The following is a 23,746-nucleotide window of genomic DNA, read 5'->3' as shown; positions in this document are numbered from 1 at the left end:
CGTTATAAGTAGATGGCACATCATGAATACAGAATCTCCACAGCTACAGGTGCAGTTGATCACGATTGACGAAGACCACCTCGACCAACGAATCGACAATTTTTTAATCACAGTGCTAAAGGGTGTTCCTAAGAGCATGATTTACCGTATCGTCCGTAAGGGCGAAGTACGGGTGAATAAAAAACGCATTAAGCCAGAGTACAAATTACAAATCGGTGATGTGGTACGCGTGCCTCCCGTCAGAATGGCTGAGCAGGATAATCGTACTGCGCCTTCTGCTAATCTGAGCAAAGTGTCTCAGCTTGAAGACCGAATTTTGCACGAAGACAATCATCTGATTGTTTTGAATAAGCCTGCTGGCATTGCGGTACATGGTGGCAGTGGCGTCGATTATGGTGTGATTGAAGCGCTGCGCTCCTTACGTCCACAACAGAAATTTTTAGAACTGGTTCACCGTCTCGATAAAGACACTTCGGGCGTGTTGCTGGTGGCGAAAAAACGCAGTGCCCTTAAGCATCTGCACGATCAACTGCGTCAAAAAAAGATGCAGAAAGATTACTTGGCCTTAGTCAAAGGTGAGTGGTCGGCGCAGGATAAAGTAGTTAAACAGCCGCTGTTAAAATTAACGCTTAAGTCGGGCGAGCGTATCGTTCGAGTTAATGGCGAGGGCAAACCCTCTGAAACTCGCTTTAAGATTGTGCAGCGTTATCAAGGCTGTACGCTGGTTCAGGCGAGTCCTGTCACTGGGCGTACCCACCAGATTCGGGTGCATTGTCAATATATGGGACACCCCATCGCCTGCGATGAGAAATACAGCGAGCAGACGTTTGATGACAGTATGCGCGCACTTGGCCTGAGTCGACTGTTTCTCCATGCGGCAGAATTGATGTTTATTCATCCTGAAAACGATGAGGTGATGCGAGTCTCTGCACCACTGGATGATAATTTGCAGCAACTGTTAAGTAAGTTAAAGCGCGCTTAGTTTTTGCTTCTGCGCCTATTACCCATAGAAACCTGAGAGCATGAAAGTGTCAGAGAGTCATTCAACCCAACGAAAATATGATTTAGTGATTTTTGATTGGGATGGCACGTTAATGGATTCCATCGGCAAGATTATTGTTTGCATTGAGAATATGGCTAGGGCGCTGGCGCTACCAGTGCCTGCTGAGGCGGATATTCGCAATGTGATTGGCTTGTCGATGACGCAGGCGTTACAGGTGTTATTTCCCATAGGTTTGACTTCTGTGCCGCCGCTTAACGGATGTGCAAGCAGGGCGGCACAAGCGGGGGCAACTCAAGCGCTTGTTGGCACCGATGATTGCTATATAAAGATGCGCGCCGAGTTTAAGGCGCAGTATTTGCACCTTGATACCACGCCAACGCCGATTTTTAACCAAGCCCCCCAACTACTCGAATCATTATCAACAGCAGGATATCAACTTGCTGTCGCGACGGGTAAGGCGAAAGCAGGCTTAGTGCGCGTGTGGGAGCAATCCGGCTTAGGTCACTATTTTATTGCTTCTCGCTGCGCCGATGAGGCGCAGAGTAAACCTCACCCAGAAATGATCTTAAGTTTGCTGCAGGAGTTAGGTATTCCGCCTGAACGAGCCTTGATGGTTGGAGACTCTTTGTTGGATTTAACCATGGCGGCGAATGCGGGTATCGACGGTGTGGGTGTCACTTACGGCGCTCATAGTGAAGAAATGCTCCAGCAAGCCAATCCCATCGCCTTAATTGATTCCCCTGAAAAACTCTTGCTGCATTTATAGTGATTGACTCATCAGCGCCGATTAATGACGAATGCTGAGCTGAATCGCTAAAAACCTAAGTGCTTTTTGAGTTATCTGGGCAAAGATATGTGAAACACAACTATCTTACTTGCCCATCTCGATCCGAACTTACATCATGCCACCTTAATAACCACTTCACGCTAGTCGGCTAAGACATCGATTCCATGATTGAGCAGCATTTCAGTTAACAGTATCAAGGGCAGCCCAATCAGGGTGTTAGGATCTCGGCCCTCTAAGCGAGTAAACAAGGCAATCCCTAAACCTTCACTCTTAAAGCTGCCCGCACAATAAAAAGGTTGCTCTTTATCGACATAAGCGACGATTTGCGCGGCAGTCAGCTGACGAAAATGCACGGTGAAAGGTTCGACCTGAGCCGTCACTTCTCCAGTCTTGGCATCATAGAGCGCAAGGCCGGTATAAAAGGTAATGACTTTACCCGAAGCTTGGCTGAGTTGCTTAATCGCATTCTCTCGATTTAATGGTTTACCGATGATCTTGCCATCAATGACCGCGACCTGATCAGAGCCAATGATTAATCCATGTGGGAAATGAGTTGCACCAGCTTTGGCTTTGGCTTTGGCAAGCCTTAACACTAAGTCTTGGGCGGACTCATTTGTCATTGGGCTTTCATCGATATCTGGATTGCAAGATCCAAAGGCTAAACCTAACTTTTGTAATAGTGCTTGCCGGAATACAGAGGTGGAAGCGAGGATTAACTGGGGCGTCATCGTTAATAATCCGTAAGAAAACTGCACCTATTGTCACCAATCGGGATGATGGAATGCAAGTCGCGGTAACAGAAGTCGCCACTTTAAGTCGCTAATTAGGGATTCTTTCGGTGAGTGCGGCTATTTTAGACGGCTAGCGCTTGTGCGCCGCCCCGTGCTTGGGTAAAATTTCGCTTCCGTTAATTCAATGTTGGGGCTAGAGAATCATTTAAGTCACAAACTGGGACTTAAGTTAGAAATTTTTCTTTGACTCTAGCGTTTTCAAACTATAATATGCGCGCCTTATGCAAACAGTAAAGATACCGGTTTCAATTGATCCTATTCGCGCCGCCTCGAGCCGTTCTACCTATGAGGGGATAGTGCCAGGGCAGCAATTGAAAAGATTAAATGAGTTATGTGCCGGCGACTGTTCCGATGTGGCAGTGTCGATTGAATGTGGCGTAGATTTGCAGGGGATAGTCTACCTGAAAGGGAAGGCTGTGACGGAGCTCACTCTGGTTTGTCAACGTTGCATGACGCTATTTACCACTGAGGTTACGGTCGAGTTTTGCTTCGGTCCATGCCGGACTAAGGCAGAAATCGATGAGCTCCCGGATGCGTATGACCCAATTGAGTGCAATGAGATTGGCGAAGTACGTCTGCATCAATTGATCGAAGATGAATTGATAGTCGCTATGCCTATCATCCCGATGCATGAAGAAACTGATTGCAACATCGGGTCAATGGACATAGTTGTAGGCGAGATCGAACCCGCTCAAGAGGAGCGTCCAAATCCGTTTGCAGTGTTAGAAAAACTGAAGAGCAAGTAATCTAGGAGACAGGGCCAATGGCTGTACAACAGAATAAAAAATCTCGTTCTAAGCGCGGTATGCGCCGTTCACATGACGCACTGAGCACTGCTCAGCTGTCTGTTGACGCTACCAGCGGTGAAGTCCATATGCGTCACAACGTGACTGCTGATGGTTTCTATCGCGGTAAAAAGGTAATCAACAAGTAATTTGTTGGTTTCCTAATGACGAGTCTGACGCTCGCGTTAGATGCGATGGGTGGCGATCATGGCCCCCACGTCACGGTGCCTGCAGCCTTGCGGGCACTAAAATCTCACTCTTCTCTTAAAATCATTTTAGTCGGCGATAAGACTGAAATTGATGTCTATCTGCGTCAAGCAGAACAACCGTTACTCTCACGTATTGAAGTCATTCACACCGATGAAGTGGTGAGCATGTCCGATAGACCCGTGCACGCTTTGCGTACCCGTAAGAATAGTTCGATGCGCTTGTCGATTGAACTGGTGCGTGATGGACGAGCAGCGGCGTGTGTGAGTGCGGGCAATACGGGTGCCTTAATGGCCATGGCCAAGGTGTTATTAAAAACCTTGCCCGGTGTGGACAGACCTGCGTTGGTCAGTTGTTTACCCTCGGTCACGCAAAAGCCGGTTTATTTATTGGACTTAGGTGCCAATATCTCCTGCGATTCAGAAACACTTTTCCAATTTGCCGTAATGGGCTCTGTGCTGTGTGAAGCGGTGGATAAAAAATCCCGCCCGAAAGTCGCACTCCTTAATGTGGGCACAGAAGAAATCAAAGGCAACGATCAGGTTCAACAAGCGGCGCAAATACTGCAAAACACCGATCAGATTAATTACACCGGCTTTATTGAGGGTGATGAAATCTACTCGGGAAATGTGGATGTGATCGTTTGTGATGGTTTTGTGGGTAACATCACGCTCAAAACCTCTGAAGGCATTGCCAAGTTATTGGTCCATCAGTTAAAACGTGGCCTAACCCAAGGTTTCTTCGTGCGTTTTTTGGCAAAACTCATCGCTCCACGCATTCAGGCGGTCCTCAGCCAGATGAACCCCGACCACTATAATGGTGCAAGTCTGATAGGATTGCGCGGCATAGTTGTAAAGAGCCATGGAAATGCGGATGAAACTGCCTATTTACAAGCAATTAATTTGGCAGTGACTGAAGCGCAACGTCGACTCCCCGAAATGATAAAAGATCGTTTGGAGTCGATTCTTTTAGATATAAATAACTGATTCCTCCTTATGCATACAAAAATTCTCGGAACTGGTAGTTATCTGCCAGTGCAGGTGCGTAGCAATCAAGATTTGGAAAAAATGGTGGAAACCAGTGACCAATGGATTGTTGAACGTACAGGTATTTCAGAGCGTCGCATCGCGGCGCAAGACGAAACTGTCTCAACTATGGGCTATCAGGCGGCATTAAAGGCGCTCGAAATGGCCGGCATAGAAGCATCAGAGTTAGATATGATCATTTGTGGCACCACCAGTGCGGCAAATGCGTTCCCTGCAGCGGCCTGCGAAATCCAAGCCATGCTCGGCGTACATACCATTCCAGCCTTTGATATTGCGGCGGCTTGTTCAGGTTTTGTGTATGCCTTATCCGTGGCGGACCAATTCGTTAAAAATGGTACCGCGAAAAAAGTATTAGTGATTGGTGCTGACGTATTATCCCGTCTGTGTGAGCCAGAAGACCGTACTACTATCATTCTGTTTGGGGATGGTGCAGGTGCTGCGGTTATCGGCGCTTCCGATGAGCCTGGGATTATTTCAACCCATATTTATGCCGATGGTCGTCAAGGTGACTTACTCAAGTGTGCCTTCCCACCTCGTCAGGGGGAAACCTCTGAAGCACTTGGCTTTATGACCATGAAAGGTAATGACGTCTTTAAAGTGGCGGTGACTCAGTTATCCCATGTCGTTACTGAAACATTGCGCCTGAATAATATCGATAAGTCGGAAATCGACTGGTTGGTTCCCCATCAGGCTAACTTCCGCATTATTAATGCCACGGCGAAAAAGCTCGACATGAGCTTAGATAAAGTGGTGTTAACCCTTGCTAAACACGGTAATACCTCGGCGGCGTCGGTACCGATTGCCTTAGACGAAGCCGTGCGTGATGGCCGGATCCAACGTGGCCAGCTATTGCTGCTTGAAGCCTTCGGTGCCGGTTTTGCGTGGGGCAGTGCGCTCATCCGTTTTTAACCGTATCTGTATACGAATACATTCCTGACTACTGTTATCTTGGTTAGATGTCCAAGATAACGGTTTAGTGTTCAATAAATTAAGTTCGCCATAGGTAATTTGATATGGAAAATGTAGCTTTTGTATTCCCAGGCCAAGGTTCTCAGGCCCTAGGCATGTTAGCCGAGTTAGCTGGTGCACAGCCGATTGTGGGACAAACCTTTGCCGAAGCGAGTGAGGTGTTAGGGTATGATCTGTGGGCATTAGTGCAAGACGGCCCCGTTGAAACCTTAAATGAAACCGATAAAACCCAGCCTGCTTTATTAGCGGCAAGTGTGGCCATTTGGCGCGCTTACGTTGCTTCAGGTAAAGCCATGCCTGCGATGTTAGCGGGTCACAGCCTAGGCGAATATTCTGCATTAGTTTGTGCCGGTGTCATCGACTTTAAAGATGCGATCAAACTGGTTGAGCTACGTGGTCAACTGATGCAGCAAGCCGTGCCAGCGGGTACTGGCGCTATGTACGCGATTATCGGTCTTGATAATGACGGTATTGCTAATGCGTGTATTGAAGCTGCCCAAGGCGAAGTGGTGAGCCCAGTTAACTTCAACAGCCCAGGTCAAGTGGTTATCGCCGGTCAAAAAGAGGCGGTTGAGCGTGCAGCTGCTGCCTGTAAAGCGGCGGGCGCCAAAATGGCGGTTGCCCTGCCTGTCAGCGTGCCATCACATTGCGCATTAATGAAACCTGCGGCTGATAAACTAGCCCTTGCTTTGAACGATGTGCAGTTTAATGCGCCAAGCATCACTGTTATCAATAACGTGGATGTCGCATCACCCACTGCGGTCGCTGACATTAAAGATGCGCTTGTTCGTCAACTTTATTGCCCAGTGCGCTGGAGCGAAACTGTTGAATTAATGGCCGAAAAAGGTATTACACAGTTAGTTGAGTGTGGCCCTGGTAAAGTATTGACAGGTCTTGCGAAACGCATTAATAAATCTCTTTCTGCCCAAGCAGTTAATGACGTTGCATCCCTTGCCGCGTTAACTGAATAAGGAGTTTGTATGAGTATCAATCTGAGTTTAGCGGGCAAAGTTGCCTTAGTGACAGGCGCGAGCCGTGGTATTGGCCGTGCGATTGCCGAAACCTTAGTCGAAGCTGGTGCGATTGTGGTAGGAACTGCCACAAGTGAGAAGGGCGCCGCAGCAATTCAAGAATATCTGGGTGACAAAGGTTTTGGTTTAGTGCTTAATGTTACCGATAGTCAATCCGTCACCGATTTATTCGATTCGATCAAAGAAAAAGCGGGTGATGTTGATATTCTAGTCAACAACGCGGGTATCACCCGTGATAACTTGCTGATGCGAATGAAAGATGATGAATGGAACGATATCATCGATACCAACCTGACATCATTGTTCAGACTATCAAAACCTGTAATGCGTACCATGATGAAAAAGCGTTTTGGCCGGATCATCAATATCGGTTCTGTGGTAGGCACTATGGGCAATGCAGGTCAAGTTAACTACTCGGCAGCAAAGGCTGGTTTAATCGGATTTACAAAATCTCTTGCAAGAGAGGTTGCATCTCGTCAAATTACAGTTAATGCTATCGCTCCTGGATTTATCCAGACCGATATGACTGATGAGCTGACCGAAGATCAGCAAAAAGCTATCATGTCTCAGGTTCCGATGGAACGATTAGGGCAAGCGCAAGAAATTGCCAATGCAGTGCTCTTTTTGGCGTCGGATTCTGCCGCTTATATCACAGGCGAGACTTTGCATGTGAATGGCGGAATGTACATGGTTTAAGGGCGGATGGCAGGGATACTGTCGCAACTGAGTAGTGATCTGTATCAATTGGTCGCTAAATTTCGTGGTTAGACCACGAAAACTAAGCTTGCATTGTCAGCCAAATCTAATAAACTACTCGCAATCTTACGCAAGTGCGTAATTTGAATAGGAAAGAAAACTAATGAGCAACATCGAAGAACGTGTAAAGAAAATCATTGTAGAGCAACTGGGCGTTAAAGAAGAAGACGTTAAACCAGCGGCATCTTTCGTTGACGATCTGGGTGCAGATTCTCTGGACACTGTTGAGTTGGTTATGGCTCTGGAAGAAGAGTTTGATACCGAGATCCCTGATGAAGAAGCTGAAAAGATCACTACTGTTCAAGCAGCGATCGATTACGTTTCTAAGAATCAGTAATTCTGAATTCTAGAGAACAGGCGGCAAATATGCCGCCTGTTTTTGTTTTACCCCCGCCTAATTCTGCAATAGTGCCATTCAATCGTCTCTGGAATCTGTGTTGCATTTGTCCATGAGATGCTCGCCGCAGATTGGCGAAGACTTTTTAATGATAGAACCGCATTTGTCTGTCATAACTTAATCTATTTAGCATTCAAAAGGTGACTGCCGTGTCTAAACGTCGTGTAGTGGTAACCGGTTTAGGGTTAGTAACGCCCGTGGGCAATACTGTCGACACTACTTGGAAAGCCCTGCTTTCGGGTAAGAGTGGTATTGCACCTATAACCAAATTTGATGCCAGCGAATTCACCACTCGTTTCAGTGGTTCTGTAAAAGATTTCGATGTCGAGCAGTACTTAACCAAAAAAGACGCCCGTAAAATGGACCTCTTTATTCAATATGGTATGGCTGCGGGCATCCAAGCTATCCAAGACTCGGGTCTGGATATGAGCAAAGTAAACCCAGGCCGCGTCGGTACCGCTATTGGTGCGGGCATGGGGGGCATGTGGTTGATTGAACAAAACCATAGCGCGTTATTAAGTGGTGGCCCTCGTAAAATTTCACCTTTCTTCGTGCCAAGTACCATCATCAACATGATCGCCGGCCATTTATCGATTATGTACGGTATGACTGGCCCTAACTTTGCCGTCACGACCGCTTGTACTACTGGTGTGCACAACATCGGTTTTGCGGCGCGCACCATTGCCTATGGCGATGCCGATGTGATGATCGCCGGCGGCGCCGAAGATGTGACTTGTCCATTAGGCGTAGGTGGTTTTGGCGCAGCTAAAGCGCTGTCAACCCGTAACGATGACCCAACGGCGGCTAGCCGTCCGTGGGACAAAGACCGTGATGGTTTCGTCATCGGTGATGGCGCGGGTGTGATGGTGATGGAAGAATACGAGCATGCTAAGGCGCGCGGTGCGACCATTTATGGCGAACTTGTTGGCTTTGGTATGAGCGGTGATGCGTTCCACATGACATCGCCACCAAGCGATGGTGCGGGCGCTGCGGCGGCTATGGTTAATGCGGTGAATGATGCCAAGCTGCCATTTGAAAAAATTGGTTATATCAATGCGCACGGTACTTCAACGCCAGCGGGCGATAAAGCCGAAGCAGCAGCGGTGAAATCAGTATTTGGCGACCACGCTTATAATCTGCTAGTTAGTTCGACTAAGTCTATGACGGGTCACTTGCTGGGCGCTGCGGGTGCGGTTGAAGCGATTTTCACTTTGCTTGCGCTGCGCGATCAAGCCGTACCGCCGACCATCAACCTCGATAATCCAGACGAAGGTTGTGATTTAGACTTCGTGGCACACACTGCCCGCGATGTGAAGTTAGAGTATGCTCTGTGTAACTCCTTCGGTTTTGGTGGCACTAACGGTTCATTGCTGTTTAAGAAAGTCTAAACAGCGATAAGATCGATAAAAAAATGCGCCTATGGGCGCATTTTTTTATGCTCGAATTGTGCCGGATATCACTTTCTAACATGCTGATATCCTAAGGGTTAACCTTTGTTCATCCTACTTGTTTAATCTTACTTGGCGCCGATAATGACAGGCATATTCTATTTAAAAGGAAGCTTGTCATGCTAAACCCTCTGGTGATCCCGCTTGTGCCTATCGTTGGGGCGGTAACCGCTAATTTAACCGAATTAATTCGTGGTGAATCTAAAGCTTGGCATCCTAATATGGATATCGGCATGAAGACCTTCACCTTTGCGATTGCGGCATATGTGCTGGTGTGGTTCGCCTTATTGGTGACTGCCATCAGCGTCGGTGGTAACAACCATTTATCGTCGGGATTTGAAGTGATTGGGTTGTTTCTATTTGGACTTGGGCTTTATACCTTTGGTAAGGGGACTCGCTTTGTCAGCAGCCAATTACAGCTGTGGTTGTATCGCTTAGCGTTGCCGGGATTATTACTCTCCTGTGGGCTGATAAGCTACTTTGGCTAAATCGGTTATCTTCACGAAGACAATCGCAATTATCTTTACGCTATTGACCATTTCTATCGTAAACTCAACTTATTGCAAAATCATTGAGCCACAGAGGCTGAATAAGTTGAGGTTATATGGCTGGTATCGATAGACAAATTACCCTGAGATTTTTGTCTGAGCCTGCGGATGTGAATTTTGGTGGTAAGGTTCACGGTGGCGCTGTGATGAAATGGATTGACCTTGCGGCCTATGCCTGCGCTGCGGGTTGGAGTGGTAAATATTGTATTACCGCCTATGCGGGGGGGATCCGATTTGTACAACCGATCCTCGTGGGCAATATTGTCGAAGTCAGCGCTAAGGTGATTTATACCGGCAAGACCTCGATGCATATCGGGATTGATGTGCGGGCAGGGGATCCCAAGGTCTCTGAGCGCCATCTCACGACTCATTGTATCGTTATCATGGTTGCCGTGGATGAAAACGGACAACCGACACCCGTGCCTGAATGGGTGCCGCAGACTGAGCATGATATTCATCTGCGTGATTCTGCGCTGCGCTTAATGGAAATGCGCAAGAAAATTGGCGCTGAAATGGAAGCCCACGTGCAAAAGTGATTTTGGTTCGTGATAAAAAGCAAAGGCGCCAGTGTGCGCCTTTGTTGTTTCTGTCGAACACTGCGTTTGCTGTCGAGGGCATTTTTACTCTGACGCTTGCCTAAGCGAGTGCTACACTGCCGCCAGCGTTTTCTGCTACGGATTGACCCTTTAAGTTGAAACACTTGCTCGCATTTTTTTAGTTTAGGTCGGGTCTTTCTCGGAGTAACATAAGCGCGCGTTCTGCGTGTCGTTAGTCCATTGTTGTCAATTCAGTATTGTCAATTTAGCGATGTTAATGAACGCAGGGCAAATGTGTGGTGTAAAACGTTTCACCTTGTTTATCAATTAAAGGAATTCCTCATGGCAAAAGTCGCATTTATTGGTTTAGGCGTAATGGGTTACCCCATGGCAAGACACTTACTCAACAAGGGCCATGAGGTTACTGTGTATAACCGTACTTTTGCTAAGGCACAAACTTGGGTCGAGAACTACGGCGGTCGTTGCTGCCCAACGCCTAAAGAAGCGGCTATTGGCCAAGATATTGTTTTTACCTGTGTAGGCAACGATAACGACTTGCGTGAAGTGGTATTAGGCAATGATGGTGTGGTCCATGGAATGGCACCCGGCACTGTATTGGTTGACCATACGACGGCTTCTGCCGATGTGGCCCGTGAATTACATAAAGTGCTGGCCGAAAAAGGCGTCGATTTTCTCGATGCGCCTGTATCGGGTGGCCAAGCTGGCGCCGAAAATGGCGTACTGACCGTGATGGTTGGGGGCGATCAAGCCGTATTCGAGCGTGTAAAGCCCGTTATCGAAGCGTTTGCTCGCTGCGCAGAGCGTTTAGGTGAGGTTGGTGCTGGCCAACTCACTAAGATGGTCAACCAAATTTGTATCGCTGGTGTGGTTCAAGGCCTTGCCGAAGCACTGCAATTTGCCCGTAAGGCTGGTCTTGACGGTGAAAAAGTGGTTGAGGTGATCAGTAAAGGCGCGGCGCAAAGCTGGCAGATGGAAAATCGCTACAAAACCATGTGGGGCCAAAACTATGATTTTGGTTTTGCCGTCGATTGGATGCGTAAAGATTTAGGCATTGCCCTAGAAGAAGCTCGCCGCAATGGTTCGCACTTACCCTTAACCGCGCTAGTGGATCAGTTTTATTCTGAAGTTCAAGCCATGGGCGGTAATCGTTGGGATACTTCTAGCTTGTTAGCGCGTTTAGAGAAAAGCACTAAGTAGGTTGTTGCCTAATAGATGGCCATCATAAGTTTGATGGCATAAAAAAGCCCAGTCATGCTCTGGGCTTTTGCATTGATGGGTGTCTAGTCCTGAAATACGTTGACATAAAGAGGACTTCTTTATGACAACATCAATTAACTCAAGCCGTAAGCGCACACAACGAGATTACACCTTAGCCTTTAAATTAGGCGTTGTAGAGCGTGTTGAAAAAGGCGAAATGACGTACAAACAAGCCCAAGCCCGTTTTGGTATTCAAGGCCGTTCAACGGTACTCGTTTGGCTTAGAAAACATGGTAGACTCGATTGGTCGAAACCTTTTCAGCATCCCCTTATGCCTAAGTCAAAAGAAACCCCTGCCGAAACTATCAAGCGCCTTGAACGTGAGTTAGCAGAAGAGAAACTGCGTAACAAAATCCTCAATGGTATGGTTGATATCATGGACAATGAATATGGAGCAGGCCTCAGAAAAAAGTACTTATCCGGTACGTCTGGCAAGCAAAAAGCAACGGCGAAATAAACCTCGCTGCCGCATGTCGTGCTGCGGGTATGTCGAGGCAAGGTATTTATCAGGCAGTTGCTCGAATGGAAAGTCGTAGAGCTGAGCTATCGGTCATCCAAGACTGGGTCCAGTACTGGCGTAAATATATGCCAAGGTTAGGGGCCCGTAAGCTCTACACGTTGATAAAATCCAGGCTGGTTGAGCACGATATTAAACTCGGGCGAGATGGGTTCTTTACCTATTTGAGAAGTGAAGGTTTACTGGTTAAATCGAAGAAAAGCTACACAAAAACCACGTTCAGCAAACACTGGATGAAGAAGCATCCTAATCTGCTGAAAGAGGAAGGACTGCATGATGCAGGGCATGTACTGGTCAGTGATATCACCTATCTTGAGTCAGACCAAGGTGTGCACTACCTGTCACTGGTCACCGATGCCAGTTCTCGTAAGATAGTCGGTCATCACGTGAGTAAAGACATGAAAGCCGAGAGTGTGGTGAAAGCGTTAAAAATGGCCATAAAAGATAAACGCTATATCGGCAACGCAGTGCATCACTCAGACAGAGGCTTACAATACTGCTCAGCAGTTTATCAGAATGCGCTTCAGGCGAGCCAAATCCAGCCATCAATGACGGATGGTTATGATTGCTACCAAAATGCATTAGCAGAAAGAGTGAATGGCATACTGAAGCAGGAGTTTTTACTGCACCGATGTAGGACATTTGCGGAGCTGAAGATACTTGTTAGAGAATCGATAGCAATATACAACGATATGAGACCGCATCTGAGTTTGAATATGGCAACCCCTAATCAGGTGCACAATAGAAAAGGCCAGCTACTGGAGCTGGCCTAAAAACTGTCAACCTATCTTAGGACGGGACAGGGGGATAAAGACGGATTAGTCTGCCCAGCGAATATGGGTAACTAAACTGTGACTCTCGCCGGGAGCCAGCGTTAATTTATCTTCAAGCACATTGGCGGCTTCGAGACACACCATGGTCAGATAGTCATCGTCATTAAAGCGAGCAAGGCGAGTCGATTTTTCAATCCAAGGGTTCCACAGTACGGCCGAGTGGCTATTTTCGCGGCTCACTTCAATCACACCTTTGGGCGTATGTAAGTGTTGAACTGGACCTAGGTTGGTGTAAACGCGGTCGGTTTCGCGGTCAAATAGCACATCATCTGTCGTTTGCGGAAAAGGCCCTTCGGCAAACTCAATATATTGAGCGCCACTAAAACCAGTGGCCTTAAGCTGGTGAATATCTTCAATCGGAAAATAGCTGTGTAGTGCTTGGGTGAGCGTAACGGGCACATCGCCAAGGTTAATGTTAACTAAGCTGATACTTAAGGTTTCACCTAAGGTAAAGAGGACGTTGACTTGGGTATGATGCGGCCAAAAGACCTTGTCTTCTTCGCTGATCGTTAAACTGAAACGTAAATCCACCAATTGATTACGCATCTCAACCGACTCGAGTGTCCAAATTCGGGTACGGGCAAAACCATGTTGTGGAAAATTAGCTTGATTGCTCATGCCAAACCAAGGCCAGCAGACGGGTACACCGCCACGGATCCCATTACCGGGTTGATAGTCATCCGCCGAAGACACCCATAACAAGGGCGGCTTACCTACGGGTTGAAAATGGTCGATTTGCGCGCCCTGTAAAAAAATCCTTGCTTGGCATAACGCAGTGTTTACTTCGACATAATCGAGCCCGTTTGCGTGTTTTTTGGTGGTAACAGAACCCATAGTAACAATATCCTCAACCTGATGACGTATCAGCAATACAGACACTTAGCTTACAAACTTTTGCACTTGAGCATAAGCCTTTGTTGCGATCAATTTACGGTTTCGCTGTTCGATTGTGTAAACAAAAGTACTGCACAGAGTCTCAGATGCTTCCTTTTTCAACAGATTTAGCTAAAGTGGTCAGAGCACTTAGTCCATTGCCATAAAACAAGAAAGGGAAGCGATTATGCCAGTCTATCAAGCACCACTACGTGACTATCAATTTATCCTCGATGAAATGTTGCATATTTATCAGCAAGATGCTCTTAAAGGCTTCGATGAAATCGCCCCCGATCTGGTCGATGCCATCCTTCAAGGTATGGCGGATTTCAGTACTGAGGTGATGTTGCCGTTAAATAGCGTGGGGGATGTGCAGGGCTGCAAACTCGTGGATAGTAAAGTGGTTACCCCCGAAGGTTTTGCCGACGCCTATCAGCAATTTGTCGACAATGGCTGGCCGACACTGACCTGCGATCCCGCCTATGGTGGTCAAGGACTGCCCGAAGTGGTCGGGATTTTTGCCACCGAGATGCAAACCTCGACCAACATGGCTTTTGCCATGTATCCCGGCCTTACCCATGGCGCCTATTCGGCCATTCACGCCCACGGCAGTGAGGCACTTAAACAGAAATACTTAGCCAAATTAGTGAGTGGTGAATGGACTGGCACCATGAACCTCACCGAATCCCATGCCGGAACCGATTTAGCGCTATTGCGCACTAAGGCCGTTCCCGCGGCGGACGGCTACTTTGCCATCACTGGGGAGAAGATTTTTATTTCCTCGGGTGACCATCAATTTACCGATAACATAGTGCATCTGGTACTCGCCCGTTTACCCGACGCGCCCGAAGGTGTGAAGGGGATTTCACTGTTTGCCGTGCCCAAAGTGTTAGTGAACAGTGATGGTAGTTTAGGAGAGGCGAACAGCCTCTATGCTAGCGGTCTTGAGCACAAAATGGGGATCCATGGCAACTCAACCTGCGTGATGGTATTTGAGGGGGCACTCGGTGAGTTAGTCGGCGAACCCCACCAAGGGTTGCGCGCGATGTTTACCATGATGAACCAAGCACGCTTAGGTGTTGGGATGCAGGGGTTAGGCGTGTCCGAAATCGCCTATCAAAACGCTTTAGCCTATGCCAAGGACAGATTGCAGAGCCGCGCCATCAGTGGCGCTAAAGCGCCTGAAAAAGCCGCCGATCCGATTTTGGTACACGGTGATGTGCGCCGGATGTTGTTATCGCAAAAAGCCTTTAATGAAGGTGCCCGTGCACTCGTTGGCCAGCAGGCACTGTGGCTCGATGAGGCTGAGCGCCATAGCGATCCTGCCAAGGCGAAAGTGGCTGCCCAGTTAGCGGCGTTATTTACCCCGGTGGTGAAAGGCTTTATCACTAATCGTGGCTTTAATGCCTGTGTGGATGCCCAGCAAGTGTTTGGCGGTCATGGCTATATCCACGAGTGGGGAATGGAGCAGTTTGTGCGTGATAGCCGCATCGCTTTGATTTATGAAGGCACGAATGGCATTCAGGCGCTCGATTTAGTTGGGCGTAAGCTGCTGAGCGATCGCGGCGCTGCCATGCAGCAATGGTCAGCGCTAGTGACTGAGTTCATTCAATCACAGGGCAAAGATCCGCAAATGCAGCCCTATGTGAGCGGGCTAATGGATTGCGCCACCGATTTACAAAAGGCGAGTGGTTATTTAGCGACCCATGCAGCGAGCAATCCCGACATTATCGGCGCGGCATCGATGGCGTATCTGGAGTTATTTGGCATTACCGCCCTTGCGTGGATGTGGGCTCGTATGGCTAAGATTGCCCTGACTGCGCTCGAAAATGGCACGCAAGAGACCGACTTTTATCAAGCTAAACTGAAAACGGCGGACTTTTATATGGCGTATTGGGCCGTGCAAAGCCGTAGCCTGCGTAAACAGTTGGAGCAGGCAAGTGAGATGTTAACAACGCTCGACGAGGCTATTTTTTAAGTCTTTACATTCAAAGCGTTATATCCAGTAAAAACAGTAATAAGCCAGCAGAGTGATGCTGGCTTTTTGATGCTGGCGTTGGCCTAGATAAGAATTGCGCTCTTGCATTTGAGTGACACGCCCATCTTTACAATTGTTACAAAACCCCGTCGATGTAAATTTAAATGAGAATTATTGTCATTTATGATTCAAACTTTATAATGACGCCAACTTAAGATGACAGGAGTAGACCACAGGTCTACTCGAGGTTGGGGGACTTTGTGAAATCTCGTTTTGCCTATTCAATACTAACGCTTGCCCTGATGCCGCATTTGGTCTTGGCGGCAGCGTCTAACGCTCAAGAGAGCAAACCCGAGCAAGAAAATGCTTCAGCGGCACAAGCCGCTACCCAAGCAAGCACTCAAGCTTTAGCGCAAACCAGTGCTCAGACTGACACTAAAGCGCCCGAGCGGATTGTGGTACGTGGTCGCGCCATGCAAATGTACGTCGATAAAGAGACGGAAATTGGTACAAAAACGGCAATCAATGTGATGGAGCTGCCGCAGTCGGTACAAGTGCTGACCGAACAACTGATTGACGACCAAGCCGCTCGCAATATTACCGACTTATACCGCTCCATAGCGGGGGTAAGTGAATTTAGCTATTCCGGTGTGACCTTTCGTGGCTTTCGCGACGATGCCAACGTGTTTTACGACGGCGTACGTGGCGATCCGTATTCCGGCTTTTCGGTGCCACAACTGTTCAACGTGCAGCGGGTTGAAGTGTTAAAAGGCCCCGCATCGGCACTCTATGGCGGCGGTGAACCCGGCGGCATGATCAACTATGTCACTAAAAAGCCGACGTTTGTTGAGCGTAAAGAGCTCACCCTAAGCACAGGCAGTTACGACATGATGGGCGGCTCGCTGGATTTCACCGGTGGCTTAACTGAGGATTTAGCCTATCGTTTAGGGGGCTATTATCAGCAGGAAAATAGCTTTCGTAACAATGCCGATAGCATGAATGCCGAAGTGGCGGGTGGCTTACTGTATGAAATCAGTGAAGATACCAAGCTCACCACCACATTCGATCTGATCAAACAGGATTTGGGCGGTAATCGACTCCGTGGTGTACCCGTGGATGATGCGGGGAATTTCCTGGTTGATCCTTCCTACAATGCTAACGAGAAGAGCGACTTCCAAAAGATGGATGCTTTGGTGCTGCAAGCGATTCTCGATCATCAATTTACGGATGATTTTTCGGTGAAAACGCAGCTCCGTTATCTCACGAATGACTCCGATCAGCAGTACCACGAGTCCCGAGGTTGGGTTGATGTCAACGGTGATGGCAAAGCTAACAGCGCGGATGGCACGATCAAACGTGAATATCGGGTGCAAGCCCGTGCTAATGATGAAATCAGTTTAACCAATGACTTTGTTTATCGTTTTAATGCCTTAGGTTTTGAGCATGAGTTCCTGTTCGGCGGCGATTATCACTATGTTGAAACCGAGTACCATTACAAACTGGCGACGGATAAAACCGGCGTCGGTAACCTGAATATTTATGAGCTTAACTACGGTGAGACTGATCCTAGTACTTATCAGTTAAAAGACATGGATACTGACGGTACCCGTGCCAACCGTTTTGGCCTGTATCTGCAAGAGCATCTGCATTTTAACGAACAGTGGTCACTGATTGCGGGTCTGCGTTTTAGCCAGTTTGAAGATTACAACAAGAAGACCGGATTCTCCTTTAGCGATAATGCCATTACCCCAAGGGCGGGCCTGAATTATCGTCCACTCGAGTCTATGTCCTTTTACTTGAACTATTCAGAGAGCTTTAATCCCGCCTCATTGAGCGATCAGGAGCAGGAAGGGGGTGATGGTTATCTTGACCCTGAAACCGGTAATCAAATTGAGCTTGGGATGAAAAACGAGTGGTTGGATGGCCAGTTTATGACCACACTCGCGCTCTATCGTATTGAAAAACAAAACGTGGCTCAGGCGAACCCGCTCGATACCGGCAAGGATGATGGAATTCCTGACTTAGTGAATTTAGGCGAAGTGCGCAGTCAAGGCGTCGAATGGACGCTGGTGGGGGACTTAACCGATAACCTGACCATGACCGCTAACTATGCCTATAACGATACCGAAGTGATCAAAGGCGTGACCAACGACAGCCTGACCAACACCTTCGGTGGCGGTAAACGTTTTGCCAATGCGCCGCGACATCAAGCAGGGTTATGGACACGCTATGATATTCAAGCGATTGATTCGGCCATCGCCTTTGGGATGGACTATGTGGGCGAGCAATTTAGCCTCAATGGTCAAACGGTAAAACCCCATACTGTGTTTGATATGAGCTGGACGACCCAGTGGGACCAAACCCAAGTGCGCGTAAATCTGAAGAATATCTTCGATAAGGAATATGCTGTCAGCGGATTTAGTGAGCGCAATGGTCATTTCCCTGGCGAGCCTCGCAATGTCACACTTGAACTGAGCCATAAGTTCTAGTGGGATAGACCCTTACAGATAACGAGCTAACTCGGGTTGGCTCGTTATCTTTTACTCGATGTTTATTTGATCACTCGCTCATCTCTTTATCATGTTTTCTCATGCGAATGCGCTGCCAAGGATTAGTTTTATCCTGTGCGGCTGGCATGGTTAATCATTCACTCTCACCAGCACCCTTAATCATCCCGTGATTGGCGAGTCGTTCACGCCAGATGATAACGCCAGCATCATGCATCTCATTCGCAGCTTATTTTAATTTTCGATTACCGCGATTGATTCTATCCGGTTTTTTCTGTCGCAATCTTTGTTTAGACTGAGCTTATCTATTCTCCATTGCGTCTTTGTTGCGATAAGGTCAGTTATGCCGCCGATTAGCCATTTATCTTCTGCCTCTCAATCTGTTACCGCGCCGAAAGTGGCGTTAATTGCAGAAGGTGGCGGCCAGCGTGGCATTTTTACCGCAGGCGTACTCGATGCTTGGCTTGAGGCGGAGTTCGACCCCTTCGACTTATTGATTGGCACCTCCGCAGGCTCGCAAAACTTGACCAGCTTTTTAGCCAGACAAAAGGGTTACGCCAAAAAACTAATCCGGGGGCTAACGCGCCATAAACGTTTCTATCAACTAGGGCGCGGTCTGATTGGTGCGAATGTTATCGATCTCGACTGGTATTTCGAGCAGACTCAGCGTGGCAGCTTTAAGCTGGATTTAGCCGCGGCGAGTCAATCCCTCAATGGGCGAGAACTCCTTATCACCACCACGAGAGTTAGCGATCGCCAAGGGTATTTCTTGAGTCCAACCAGTCATGAGCACTGGCGTGAGTTACTTAAAGCCTCTAGTGCATTGCCTTTTTTATATAAACAGGGAGTGAGGTTAACGCCTTGGCTAGGGATTGAATCTGCCAATCATAGCGATGCGACACTCGAACCCGAGCAAGACTTTTACCTCGATGGCGGTTTAGCGGCGCCGCTGCCCGTGCGTGAGGCGTATAAACGGGGTGCGCGCAAAATTGTGGTAGTGAGGACGGTCAATGCAGACTTTCAAGCTCAATCGGCTTGGGTACATAAGCTTAAATCGTGGATCTGTGTTTCTGGTTTTTGCCCTAAGACCATTGATTACTTAGTGCAGCATGAAGAGGCCTATCAGGCCGAGTTAGATTTTATTGCTAATCCTCCCGATGATGTCGAAATTGTGCAGATTTTTGCGAAGGCGCCATTGCAGAGCAAGTTGTTAGGTAGCACAGATGCGGATTTACGGATTGATTACCAGCAAGGGATAAAGGCGGGGAAGGCGTTTCTTGCAACGTCCTCTCGGCAAATTGCCAAGGTTAAAGATGTGACACCCGTTTCACCACTGGCAATATCGGCATAGGTCATTAGGTTTTTATCTTGCTAAAGCACTTAAGGCAATATTGTTTGGCCGTCTTTGCATTTGCCTAGCGTGGCAGAGCTAGATCCCACTTTTAAAGAAATGAGTGAAAGATAAAAGCCACCCTAGGGTGGCTTTTATTTTGATGACATGCGTTGGCGATTAATAGCTGGCGGCATGCACTGAGCGTACGGCACGGCCAGAAGGGTCGATAATGCCGCGTAGGCTTTCATCCCATGCCAGCGCTTCTGGAGTAGAGCAGGCGACTGACTTGCCACCGGGCACGGTTTCGGCCGCGCTAGCTAAGGGGTAATGCTCCTCAAAGAAACAACGGTAAAAATAGGCTTCCTTGGTTTCTGGCGTGTTGTACGGGAAGCGGAACTTCGCGTTGGCCAGTTGCAGGTCGTCTACTTGCTCTGCAGCATGGGCCTTTAAACCATCGATCCAAGAGTAACCCACGCCATCGCTGAATTGCTCCTTTTGACGCCAGGCGACTTCTTTTGGCAATTTATGCTCAAAGGCTTGGCGCAGAATGTGTTTCTCAATCCGGCCATCCTTAGACATTTTTGCCTCAGGGTTGATACGCATCGCCACATCCATAAATTCCTTATCGAGGAAAGGTACGCGGGCTTCGAGTCCCCATGCCGCCATGGCTTTGTTGGCGCGCAGACAATCGAACAAATGCAGTTTATCCAGTTTACGCACGAGTTCCTCATGGAAGGCCTGCGCGTTTGGTGCCTTATGGAAGTACAAGTAACCGCCAAAGAGTTCATCGGCCCCTTCACCCGATAACACCATTTTGATCCCCATCGCCTTGATTTTACGGGCCATCAGGTACATAGGTGTCGCGGCACGAATGGTGGTCACATCATAGGTTTCTAGGTGGTAGATGACTTCCTTAATCGCATCTAAACCCTCTTGGAAGGTAAAGTTGATCTCATGGTGAATGGTACCAATCGCATCGGCAACCTTTTTAGCGGCGGCTAAATCGGGTGCGCCCTTTAAACCCACGGCAAAGGAGTGTAGCTGTGGCCACCAAGCCCCACTTTGATCGTCATCTTCGATACGGCGTTTGGCAAAGGTTTGGGTAATCGCCGAGATCACTGATGAATCTAAACCGCCAGACAATAACACGCCGTAGGGCACATCGGACATCAATTGGCGCTTAACGGCGGCTTCGAGGGCATCGCGTAATTCTTCTTGGCTGGCGCCGTTATCTTTCACCGCATCAAAACTCTGCCAATCGCGAGTGTAGTATTGCACTGGCTCACCGATGCTTGAGTACAGATATTGCCCAGGCTGGAATTCGGCCACGGTTTTACAGACGGGCATCAGTGCTTTCATTTCGGAGGCCACGTAGAAGTTACCCGCCGCATCACGCCCAGTGTAGAGCGGGATAATGCCCATATGGTCGCGGCCAATAAGGTAGGCATCTTTGGCTTTATCGTAGAGAACGAAGGCGAAAATACCGTTTAATTTATCAAGGAATTCAGTGCCGTATTCTTGATATAGCGCCAAGATGACTTCGCAGTCAGAGTTGGTTTGATAGCTGTATTTATCGCCGAGCTGGGCTTTGAGTTCTTTATGGTTGTAGATCTCACCGTTGACCGCGAGGATAAGGCTGCCGTCTTCAGTAAGCAGTGGCTGCGCACCGTGTTCAATATCGACAATCGCCAAGCGCTCATGGGCCAAAATTGCTTTATCGCTGGCGTAAATGCCTGACCAATCGGGGCCGCGATGGCGCATCAGTTTGGACATTTCCAGTGCTACTTGGCGCAGCTCTTTCGCATCGGATTGAATATCTAAAATTGAAAAAATCGAACACATAATGCAACTCCTAAACCGCTGTATTTCATTTGAGGATGTCTCAATTGAGTATCAATGTGCCAGCGATTTGGGATTTTGCCAAATGTTATTTTTGATGATTCGTTCGGTTTTAGGTGTTTTTGGTGAGTTTATTTTATCTTTAAAATGCTTTTGATTGGTTTTTATTTAATTTATTTCGTATTTTTATGAATAAAGTGTTTTTGTTCATTGGTTGCAAAGCGGGATATTGGCAAATGCGTAATGTTGACTCAAGAAAATCCGTTTTTGGCAAAATCATCATAAATGTGAGCAAGATAGTGATCCAAGCGCAAATGTTGCCGATTTAATAACCAGCTTATCGGCGGTCATTGCACGTGTTGCTACCGTCAAGGTCAAACTGTGACTATAAAGTGGGGCGGCTGGTAAAATAATAAGGCACCTCTCAAGGTGCCTTATAGGGATGTTTCAGTGATGAATCGTTTTCAAGTGCTTACTTTGCGGCCGTGGCAAGTTCCGTTTTGGCAGGACGCAGGCTGTTAAACTCAGTGCCTTGATAATAGCCAGGCCAATCTTGGCTGTTACCTAAGTTGCGAGTCACTTGATAGTAAACTTCGAGATCTTGAATCGCACCGCTCAGATCCCAGTCTTCATGGTATTCGTCGCAGACATTGTGGTAGCAGCCCTTCATGGTCGCCTGCATCTGAGTCTTATAGCTTGCTGTTGCGGCATCTATGGGTTCGCTGCCGCCACCGGCAAAGACCGCAGGTACGCCAAGTTTGGCAAAGCTGAAGTGATCAGAGCGGAAGAAACCACCCGATGCAGGATTCTTTTCACCCAAAGCAATACGGTTTTGCTGTTTGGCGGCATCGACTAAGTAGTTTTCAAGCTCGGACTTGCCTTTACCGACGATAGTGAAGTCTTTGGTTTTTCCATAGATATTGGTGCTATCTAAGTTGAGCACTGCCACTGTTTTATCAATGGGATAGATTGGGTTGGCGGCGTAATAGCGTGAGCCGAGTAAACCTTGCTCTTCACCCGTTGTCGCGATAAAGGTCACCGAGCGAGCTAAGCCGTGGCCCAGTTTGGCGTTATCGGCCAGTTGTCTGGCGATTTCTAAAATGCCCGCAATGCCCGATGCGTTGTCCATGGCACCGTTATAAATTTTATCGCCTTCTTTACTGTCATCTTTGCCAATGTGGTCCCAGTGGCCCGTAAACAGGATTTGCTCATCGGCTTGCTGAGTGCCGGGAAGGGTAGCGACAACGTTATAGCTGTTGGCGTATTCGGCTTTGTTTTTAAAGGCGATGTTGGCCGTTTGCTCAAGGGGTAAGTTAATCGGACTATCGGCGGCGCGCGCCATCAGCGTTGGTAGGGATAAACCCGCTTTTTCAAATAATTGTGTAGCAGCATCTAAGGTTAACCAGCCTTCGACTTGCACGCGACTGTCTTGCTCGGCTTTGCTGAGGACTAAATCTTGCTGTGCGCCAGTCCAGCTATTTTCAACTACGGACCAAGGATAGGACGCAGGCTCAGTATCGTGAATGATCAATGCCCCGAGCGCGCCTTGGCGGCTCGCTTCTTCAAATTTGTAGCTCCAGCGACCATAGTAGGTCATGGCTTTACCGTTAAACTTACCTGAGTCAGGGCGGGCAAAACCGGGATCGTTCACAAGGATCACCGCGATTTTCCCTTTCATATCGACATCTTGGTAATCGTTCCAGCCATATTCAGGCGCATTCACACCGTAGCCAACAAACACTAAGGGCGCGTTTTCAATATTGACGCCGCCGTTATCGTGGCGACTATTTAACACGATATCTTTGCGATAGGTTAACGGCAATCCTGCCAAGCTGATTTGCTGCGCATCGTAGGCGGTATAACTCACCATAGGTACAGGTTGTAAAAAGCTGCCTTGATAGGCGCCTTTGAGTCCCATCTCGGCAAAGGCTTTAGACAGATAGTCTAAGGTGAGCTTTTCACCGTGGGTGGTGGGGGCGCGGCCTTCGAACTCATCGGAGGAAAGGTTTTTAATATCGTCTCTAAAACGTGCTTCATTCATTTGCACGGGTTTCAGGGCTGCACTGCTGTTGGCATCGGGCTGGGCCGAATTAGGGCTGCAGGCGCTGAGCATGGCTAGCGCGCAGACAGGATACAAACGTCGCATAGGTTAATCCTACTGTTGTTTTTAGGGCGTATTTCACGCATATATCAAAGGGGTATGTCGCGCCTTATCATGAAGCAAGCGCTTATGGGGGACAAGGGAGAGCCAGGGGGAAAAATGTTACTTAATGTTGCTTTACCG

At 48.1% G+C, this 23,746-nt stretch carries 21 protein-coding genes; 17 read left to right on the top strand and 4 right to left on the bottom strand.

The features are described from left to right. Positions 1 to 22 precede the first annotated feature (22 nt). Together rluC and SHEWMR4_RS12650 are read left to right on the top strand one after the other, a co-directional pair. Complete coding sequence (gene rluC / locus SHEWMR4_RS12655; RefSeq protein WP_041408797.1) at positions 23 to 982, top strand: 23S rRNA pseudouridine(955/2504/2580) synthase RluC; 960 nt, start codon at positions 23 to 25, stop codon at positions 980 to 982. A gap of 40 nt (positions 983 to 1,022) precedes the next feature. Continuing rightward, entirely contained in the window at positions 1,023 to 1,769 is a 747-nt protein-coding gene (locus SHEWMR4_RS12650) for an HAD-IA family hydrolase (RefSeq protein ID WP_011623158.1), read from the top strand. 161 nt (positions 1,770 to 1,930) lie between these two features. On the opposite strand, the gene SHEWMR4_RS12645 is transcribed toward SHEWMR4_RS12650, so the two are convergent. Next, positions 1,931 to 2,518 carry a Maf family protein gene (locus SHEWMR4_RS12645; protein ID WP_041408796.1) on the bottom strand — a complete coding sequence of 196 codons (588 nt, stop codon included), beginning with the start codon at positions 2,516 to 2,518 and terminating at the stop codon, positions 1,931 to 1,933. A gap of 284 nt (positions 2,519 to 2,802) precedes the next feature. Here SHEWMR4_RS12645 and yceD point away from each other — a divergent pair, with 284 nt between their 5' ends. The 12 genes from yceD (at position 2,803) to SHEWMR4_RS20815 (ending at position 12,872) form a co-directional block, all read left to right on the top strand. Beyond that, positions 2,803 to 3,327 carry a 23S rRNA accumulation protein YceD gene (yceD, locus tag SHEWMR4_RS12640; protein WP_011623156.1) on the top strand — a complete coding sequence of 175 codons (525 nt, stop codon included), beginning with the start codon at positions 2,803 to 2,805 and terminating at the stop codon, positions 3,325 to 3,327. A 17-nt stretch (positions 3,328 to 3,344) separates the two neighbouring features. Continuing rightward, positions 3,345 to 3,515, top strand: coding sequence for a 50S ribosomal protein L32 (gene rpmF, locus SHEWMR4_RS12635; protein WP_011072715.1), 171 nt, complete (start codon positions 3,345 to 3,347; stop codon positions 3,513 to 3,515). 15 nt (positions 3,516 to 3,530) lie between these two features. Continuing rightward, positions 3,531 to 4,559: a phosphate acyltransferase PlsX gene (gene plsX, locus SHEWMR4_RS12630; protein ID WP_011623155.1), complete on the top strand. Its 1,029-nt coding sequence runs from the start codon at positions 3,531 to 3,533 to the stop codon at positions 4,557 to 4,559. 9 nt (positions 4,560 to 4,568) lie between these two features. Next, positions 4,569 to 5,528 (top strand): beta-ketoacyl-ACP synthase III, encoded by a 960-nt coding sequence (locus tag SHEWMR4_RS12625; RefSeq protein ID WP_011623154.1) that lies wholly within the window; start codon positions 4,569 to 4,571, stop codon positions 5,526 to 5,528. Between the two features lie 104 nt (positions 5,529 to 5,632). Then, entirely contained in the window at positions 5,633 to 6,559 is a 927-nt protein-coding gene (fabD, locus tag SHEWMR4_RS12620; protein ID WP_011623153.1) for an ACP S-malonyltransferase, read from the top strand. 21 nt (positions 6,560 to 6,580) lie between these two features. After that, positions 6,581 to 7,315: a 3-oxoacyl-ACP reductase FabG gene (fabG, locus tag SHEWMR4_RS12615; RefSeq protein WP_197062292.1), complete on the top strand. Its 735-nt coding sequence runs from the start codon at positions 6,581 to 6,583 to the stop codon at positions 7,313 to 7,315. 163 nt (positions 7,316 to 7,478) lie between these two features. After that, positions 7,479 to 7,712 (top strand): acyl carrier protein, encoded by a 234-nt coding sequence (gene acpP, locus SHEWMR4_RS12610; protein ID WP_006081231.1) that lies wholly within the window; start codon positions 7,479 to 7,481, stop codon positions 7,710 to 7,712. Positions 7,713 to 7,921: 209 nt separating this feature from the next. Beyond that, a complete protein-coding gene (fabF, locus tag SHEWMR4_RS12605) occupies positions 7,922 to 9,160 on the top strand; it encodes a beta-ketoacyl-ACP synthase II (protein WP_011623151.1) in 1,239 nt (412 codons plus the stop codon). 179 nt (positions 9,161 to 9,339) lie between these two features. Continuing rightward, positions 9,340 to 9,708, top strand: coding sequence for a hypothetical protein (locus tag SHEWMR4_RS12600; protein ID WP_011623150.1), 369 nt, complete (start codon positions 9,340 to 9,342; stop codon positions 9,706 to 9,708). Positions 9,709 to 9,824: 116 nt separating this feature from the next. Continuing rightward, complete coding sequence (locus tag SHEWMR4_RS12595) at positions 9,825 to 10,304, top strand: acyl-CoA thioesterase (RefSeq protein WP_011623149.1); 480 nt, start codon at positions 9,825 to 9,827, stop codon at positions 10,302 to 10,304. 342 nt (positions 10,305 to 10,646) lie between these two features. After that, entirely contained in the window at positions 10,647 to 11,522 is an 876-nt protein-coding gene (locus SHEWMR4_RS12590) for an NAD(P)-dependent oxidoreductase (protein WP_011623148.1), read from the top strand. A gap of 121 nt (positions 11,523 to 11,643) precedes the next feature. Next, positions 11,644 to 12,872, top strand: a protein-coding gene (locus SHEWMR4_RS20815; RefSeq protein WP_086022261.1) for an IS3-like element ISShes2 family transposase whose coding sequence is annotated in 2 segments (ribosomal slippage) — positions 11,644 to 11,995 and positions 11,995 to 12,872 — 1,230 coding nt in all. Because the reading frame shifts where the segments join, the coding sequence is not laid out codon by codon here. Between the two features lie 45 nt (positions 12,873 to 12,917). On the opposite strand, the gene SHEWMR4_RS12575 is transcribed toward SHEWMR4_RS20815, so the two are convergent. Then, a complete protein-coding gene (locus SHEWMR4_RS12575; protein WP_011623147.1) occupies positions 12,918 to 13,766 on the bottom strand; it encodes a D-hexose-6-phosphate mutarotase in 849 nt (282 codons plus the stop codon). Positions 13,767 to 13,992: 226 nt separating this feature from the next. Between SHEWMR4_RS12575 and SHEWMR4_RS12570 the strand changes: the two genes are divergently transcribed. From SHEWMR4_RS12570 to SHEWMR4_RS12560, 3 genes are all read left to right on the top strand, one after another. Beyond that, positions 13,993 to 15,783 (top strand): acyl-CoA dehydrogenase C-terminal domain-containing protein, encoded by a 1,791-nt coding sequence (locus tag SHEWMR4_RS12570; RefSeq protein WP_011623146.1) that lies wholly within the window; start codon positions 13,993 to 13,995, stop codon positions 15,781 to 15,783. A 260-nt stretch (positions 15,784 to 16,043) separates the two neighbouring features. Continuing rightward, positions 16,044 to 18,272, top strand: coding sequence for a TonB-dependent siderophore receptor (locus tag SHEWMR4_RS12565; RefSeq protein ID WP_011623145.1), 2,229 nt, complete (start codon positions 16,044 to 16,046; stop codon positions 18,270 to 18,272). Between the two features lie 361 nt (positions 18,273 to 18,633). Next, the gene (locus SHEWMR4_RS12560; RefSeq protein WP_011623144.1) at positions 18,634 to 19,641 is read left to right on the top strand and encodes a patatin family protein; all 1,008 of its coding nucleotides are present in this window, start codon (positions 18,634 to 18,636) and stop codon (positions 19,639 to 19,641) included. 159 nt (positions 19,642 to 19,800) lie between these two features. On the opposite strand, the gene asnB is transcribed toward SHEWMR4_RS12560, so the two are convergent. After that, positions 19,801 to 21,465: an asparagine synthase B gene (asnB, locus tag SHEWMR4_RS12555; protein ID WP_011623143.1), complete on the bottom strand. Its 1,665-nt coding sequence runs from the start codon at positions 21,463 to 21,465 to the stop codon at positions 19,801 to 19,803. A 469-nt stretch (positions 21,466 to 21,934) separates the two neighbouring features. After that, positions 21,935 to 23,608 carry a M28 family metallopeptidase gene (locus SHEWMR4_RS12550; RefSeq protein ID WP_011623142.1) on the bottom strand — a complete coding sequence of 558 codons (1,674 nt, stop codon included), beginning with the start codon at positions 23,606 to 23,608 and terminating at the stop codon, positions 21,935 to 21,937. Positions 23,609 to 23,746: the final 138 nt, after the last annotated feature.

This window comes from Shewanella sp. MR-4 (assembly GCF_000014685.1).
Lineage (GTDB): Bacteria > Pseudomonadota > Gammaproteobacteria > Enterobacterales > Shewanellaceae > Shewanella.
The sequence above is the reverse complement of the archived record's forward strand: the minus strand, read 5'-3'. Positions and strand labels throughout refer to the sequence as shown.

Bases quoted from the DNA above. Each gene is read 5' to 3' on its own strand.
- rluC (WP_041408797.1), top strand. From the start codon at position 23: ATGAATACAGAATCTCCACAGCTACAGGTGCAGTTGATCACGATTGAC.
- SHEWMR4_RS12650 (WP_011623158.1), top strand. From the start codon at position 1,023: ATGAAAGTGTCAGAGAGTCATTCAACCCAACGAAAATATGATTTAGTG.
- SHEWMR4_RS12645 (WP_041408796.1), bottom strand. From the start codon at position 2,518: ATGACGCCCCAGTTAATCCTCGCTTCCACCTCTGTATTCCGGCAAGCA.
- yceD (WP_011623156.1), top strand. From the start codon at position 2,803: ATGCAAACAGTAAAGATACCGGTTTCAATTGATCCTATTCGCGCCGCC.
- rpmF (WP_011072715.1), top strand. From the start codon at position 3,345: ATGGCTGTACAACAGAATAAAAAATCTCGTTCTAAGCGCGGTATGCGC.
- plsX (WP_011623155.1), top strand. From the start codon at position 3,531: ATGACGAGTCTGACGCTCGCGTTAGATGCGATGGGTGGCGATCATGGC.
- SHEWMR4_RS12625 (WP_011623154.1), top strand. From the start codon at position 4,569: ATGCATACAAAAATTCTCGGAACTGGTAGTTATCTGCCAGTGCAGGTG.
- fabD (WP_011623153.1), top strand. From the start codon at position 5,633: ATGGAAAATGTAGCTTTTGTATTCCCAGGCCAAGGTTCTCAGGCCCTA.
- acpP (WP_006081231.1), top strand. From the start codon at position 7,479: ATGAGCAACATCGAAGAACGTGTAAAGAAAATCATTGTAGAGCAACTG.
- SHEWMR4_RS12600 (WP_011623150.1), top strand. From the start codon at position 9,340: ATGCTAAACCCTCTGGTGATCCCGCTTGTGCCTATCGTTGGGGCGGTA.
- SHEWMR4_RS12595 (WP_011623149.1), top strand. From the start codon at position 9,825: ATGGCTGGTATCGATAGACAAATTACCCTGAGATTTTTGTCTGAGCCT.
- SHEWMR4_RS12590 (WP_011623148.1), top strand. From the start codon at position 10,647: ATGGCAAAAGTCGCATTTATTGGTTTAGGCGTAATGGGTTACCCCATG.
- SHEWMR4_RS12575 (WP_011623147.1), bottom strand. From the start codon at position 13,766: ATGGGTTCTGTTACCACCAAAAAACACGCAAACGGGCTCGATTATGTC.
- SHEWMR4_RS12570 (WP_011623146.1), top strand. From the start codon at position 13,993: ATGCCAGTCTATCAAGCACCACTACGTGACTATCAATTTATCCTCGAT.
- SHEWMR4_RS12560 (WP_011623144.1), top strand. From the start codon at position 18,634: ATGCCGCCGATTAGCCATTTATCTTCTGCCTCTCAATCTGTTACCGCG.
- asnB (WP_011623143.1), bottom strand. From the start codon at position 21,465: ATGTGTTCGATTTTTTCAATTTTAGATATTCAATCCGATGCGAAAGAG.
- SHEWMR4_RS12550 (WP_011623142.1), bottom strand. From the start codon at position 23,608: ATGCGACGTTTGTATCCTGTCTGCGCGCTAGCCATGCTCAGCGCCTGC.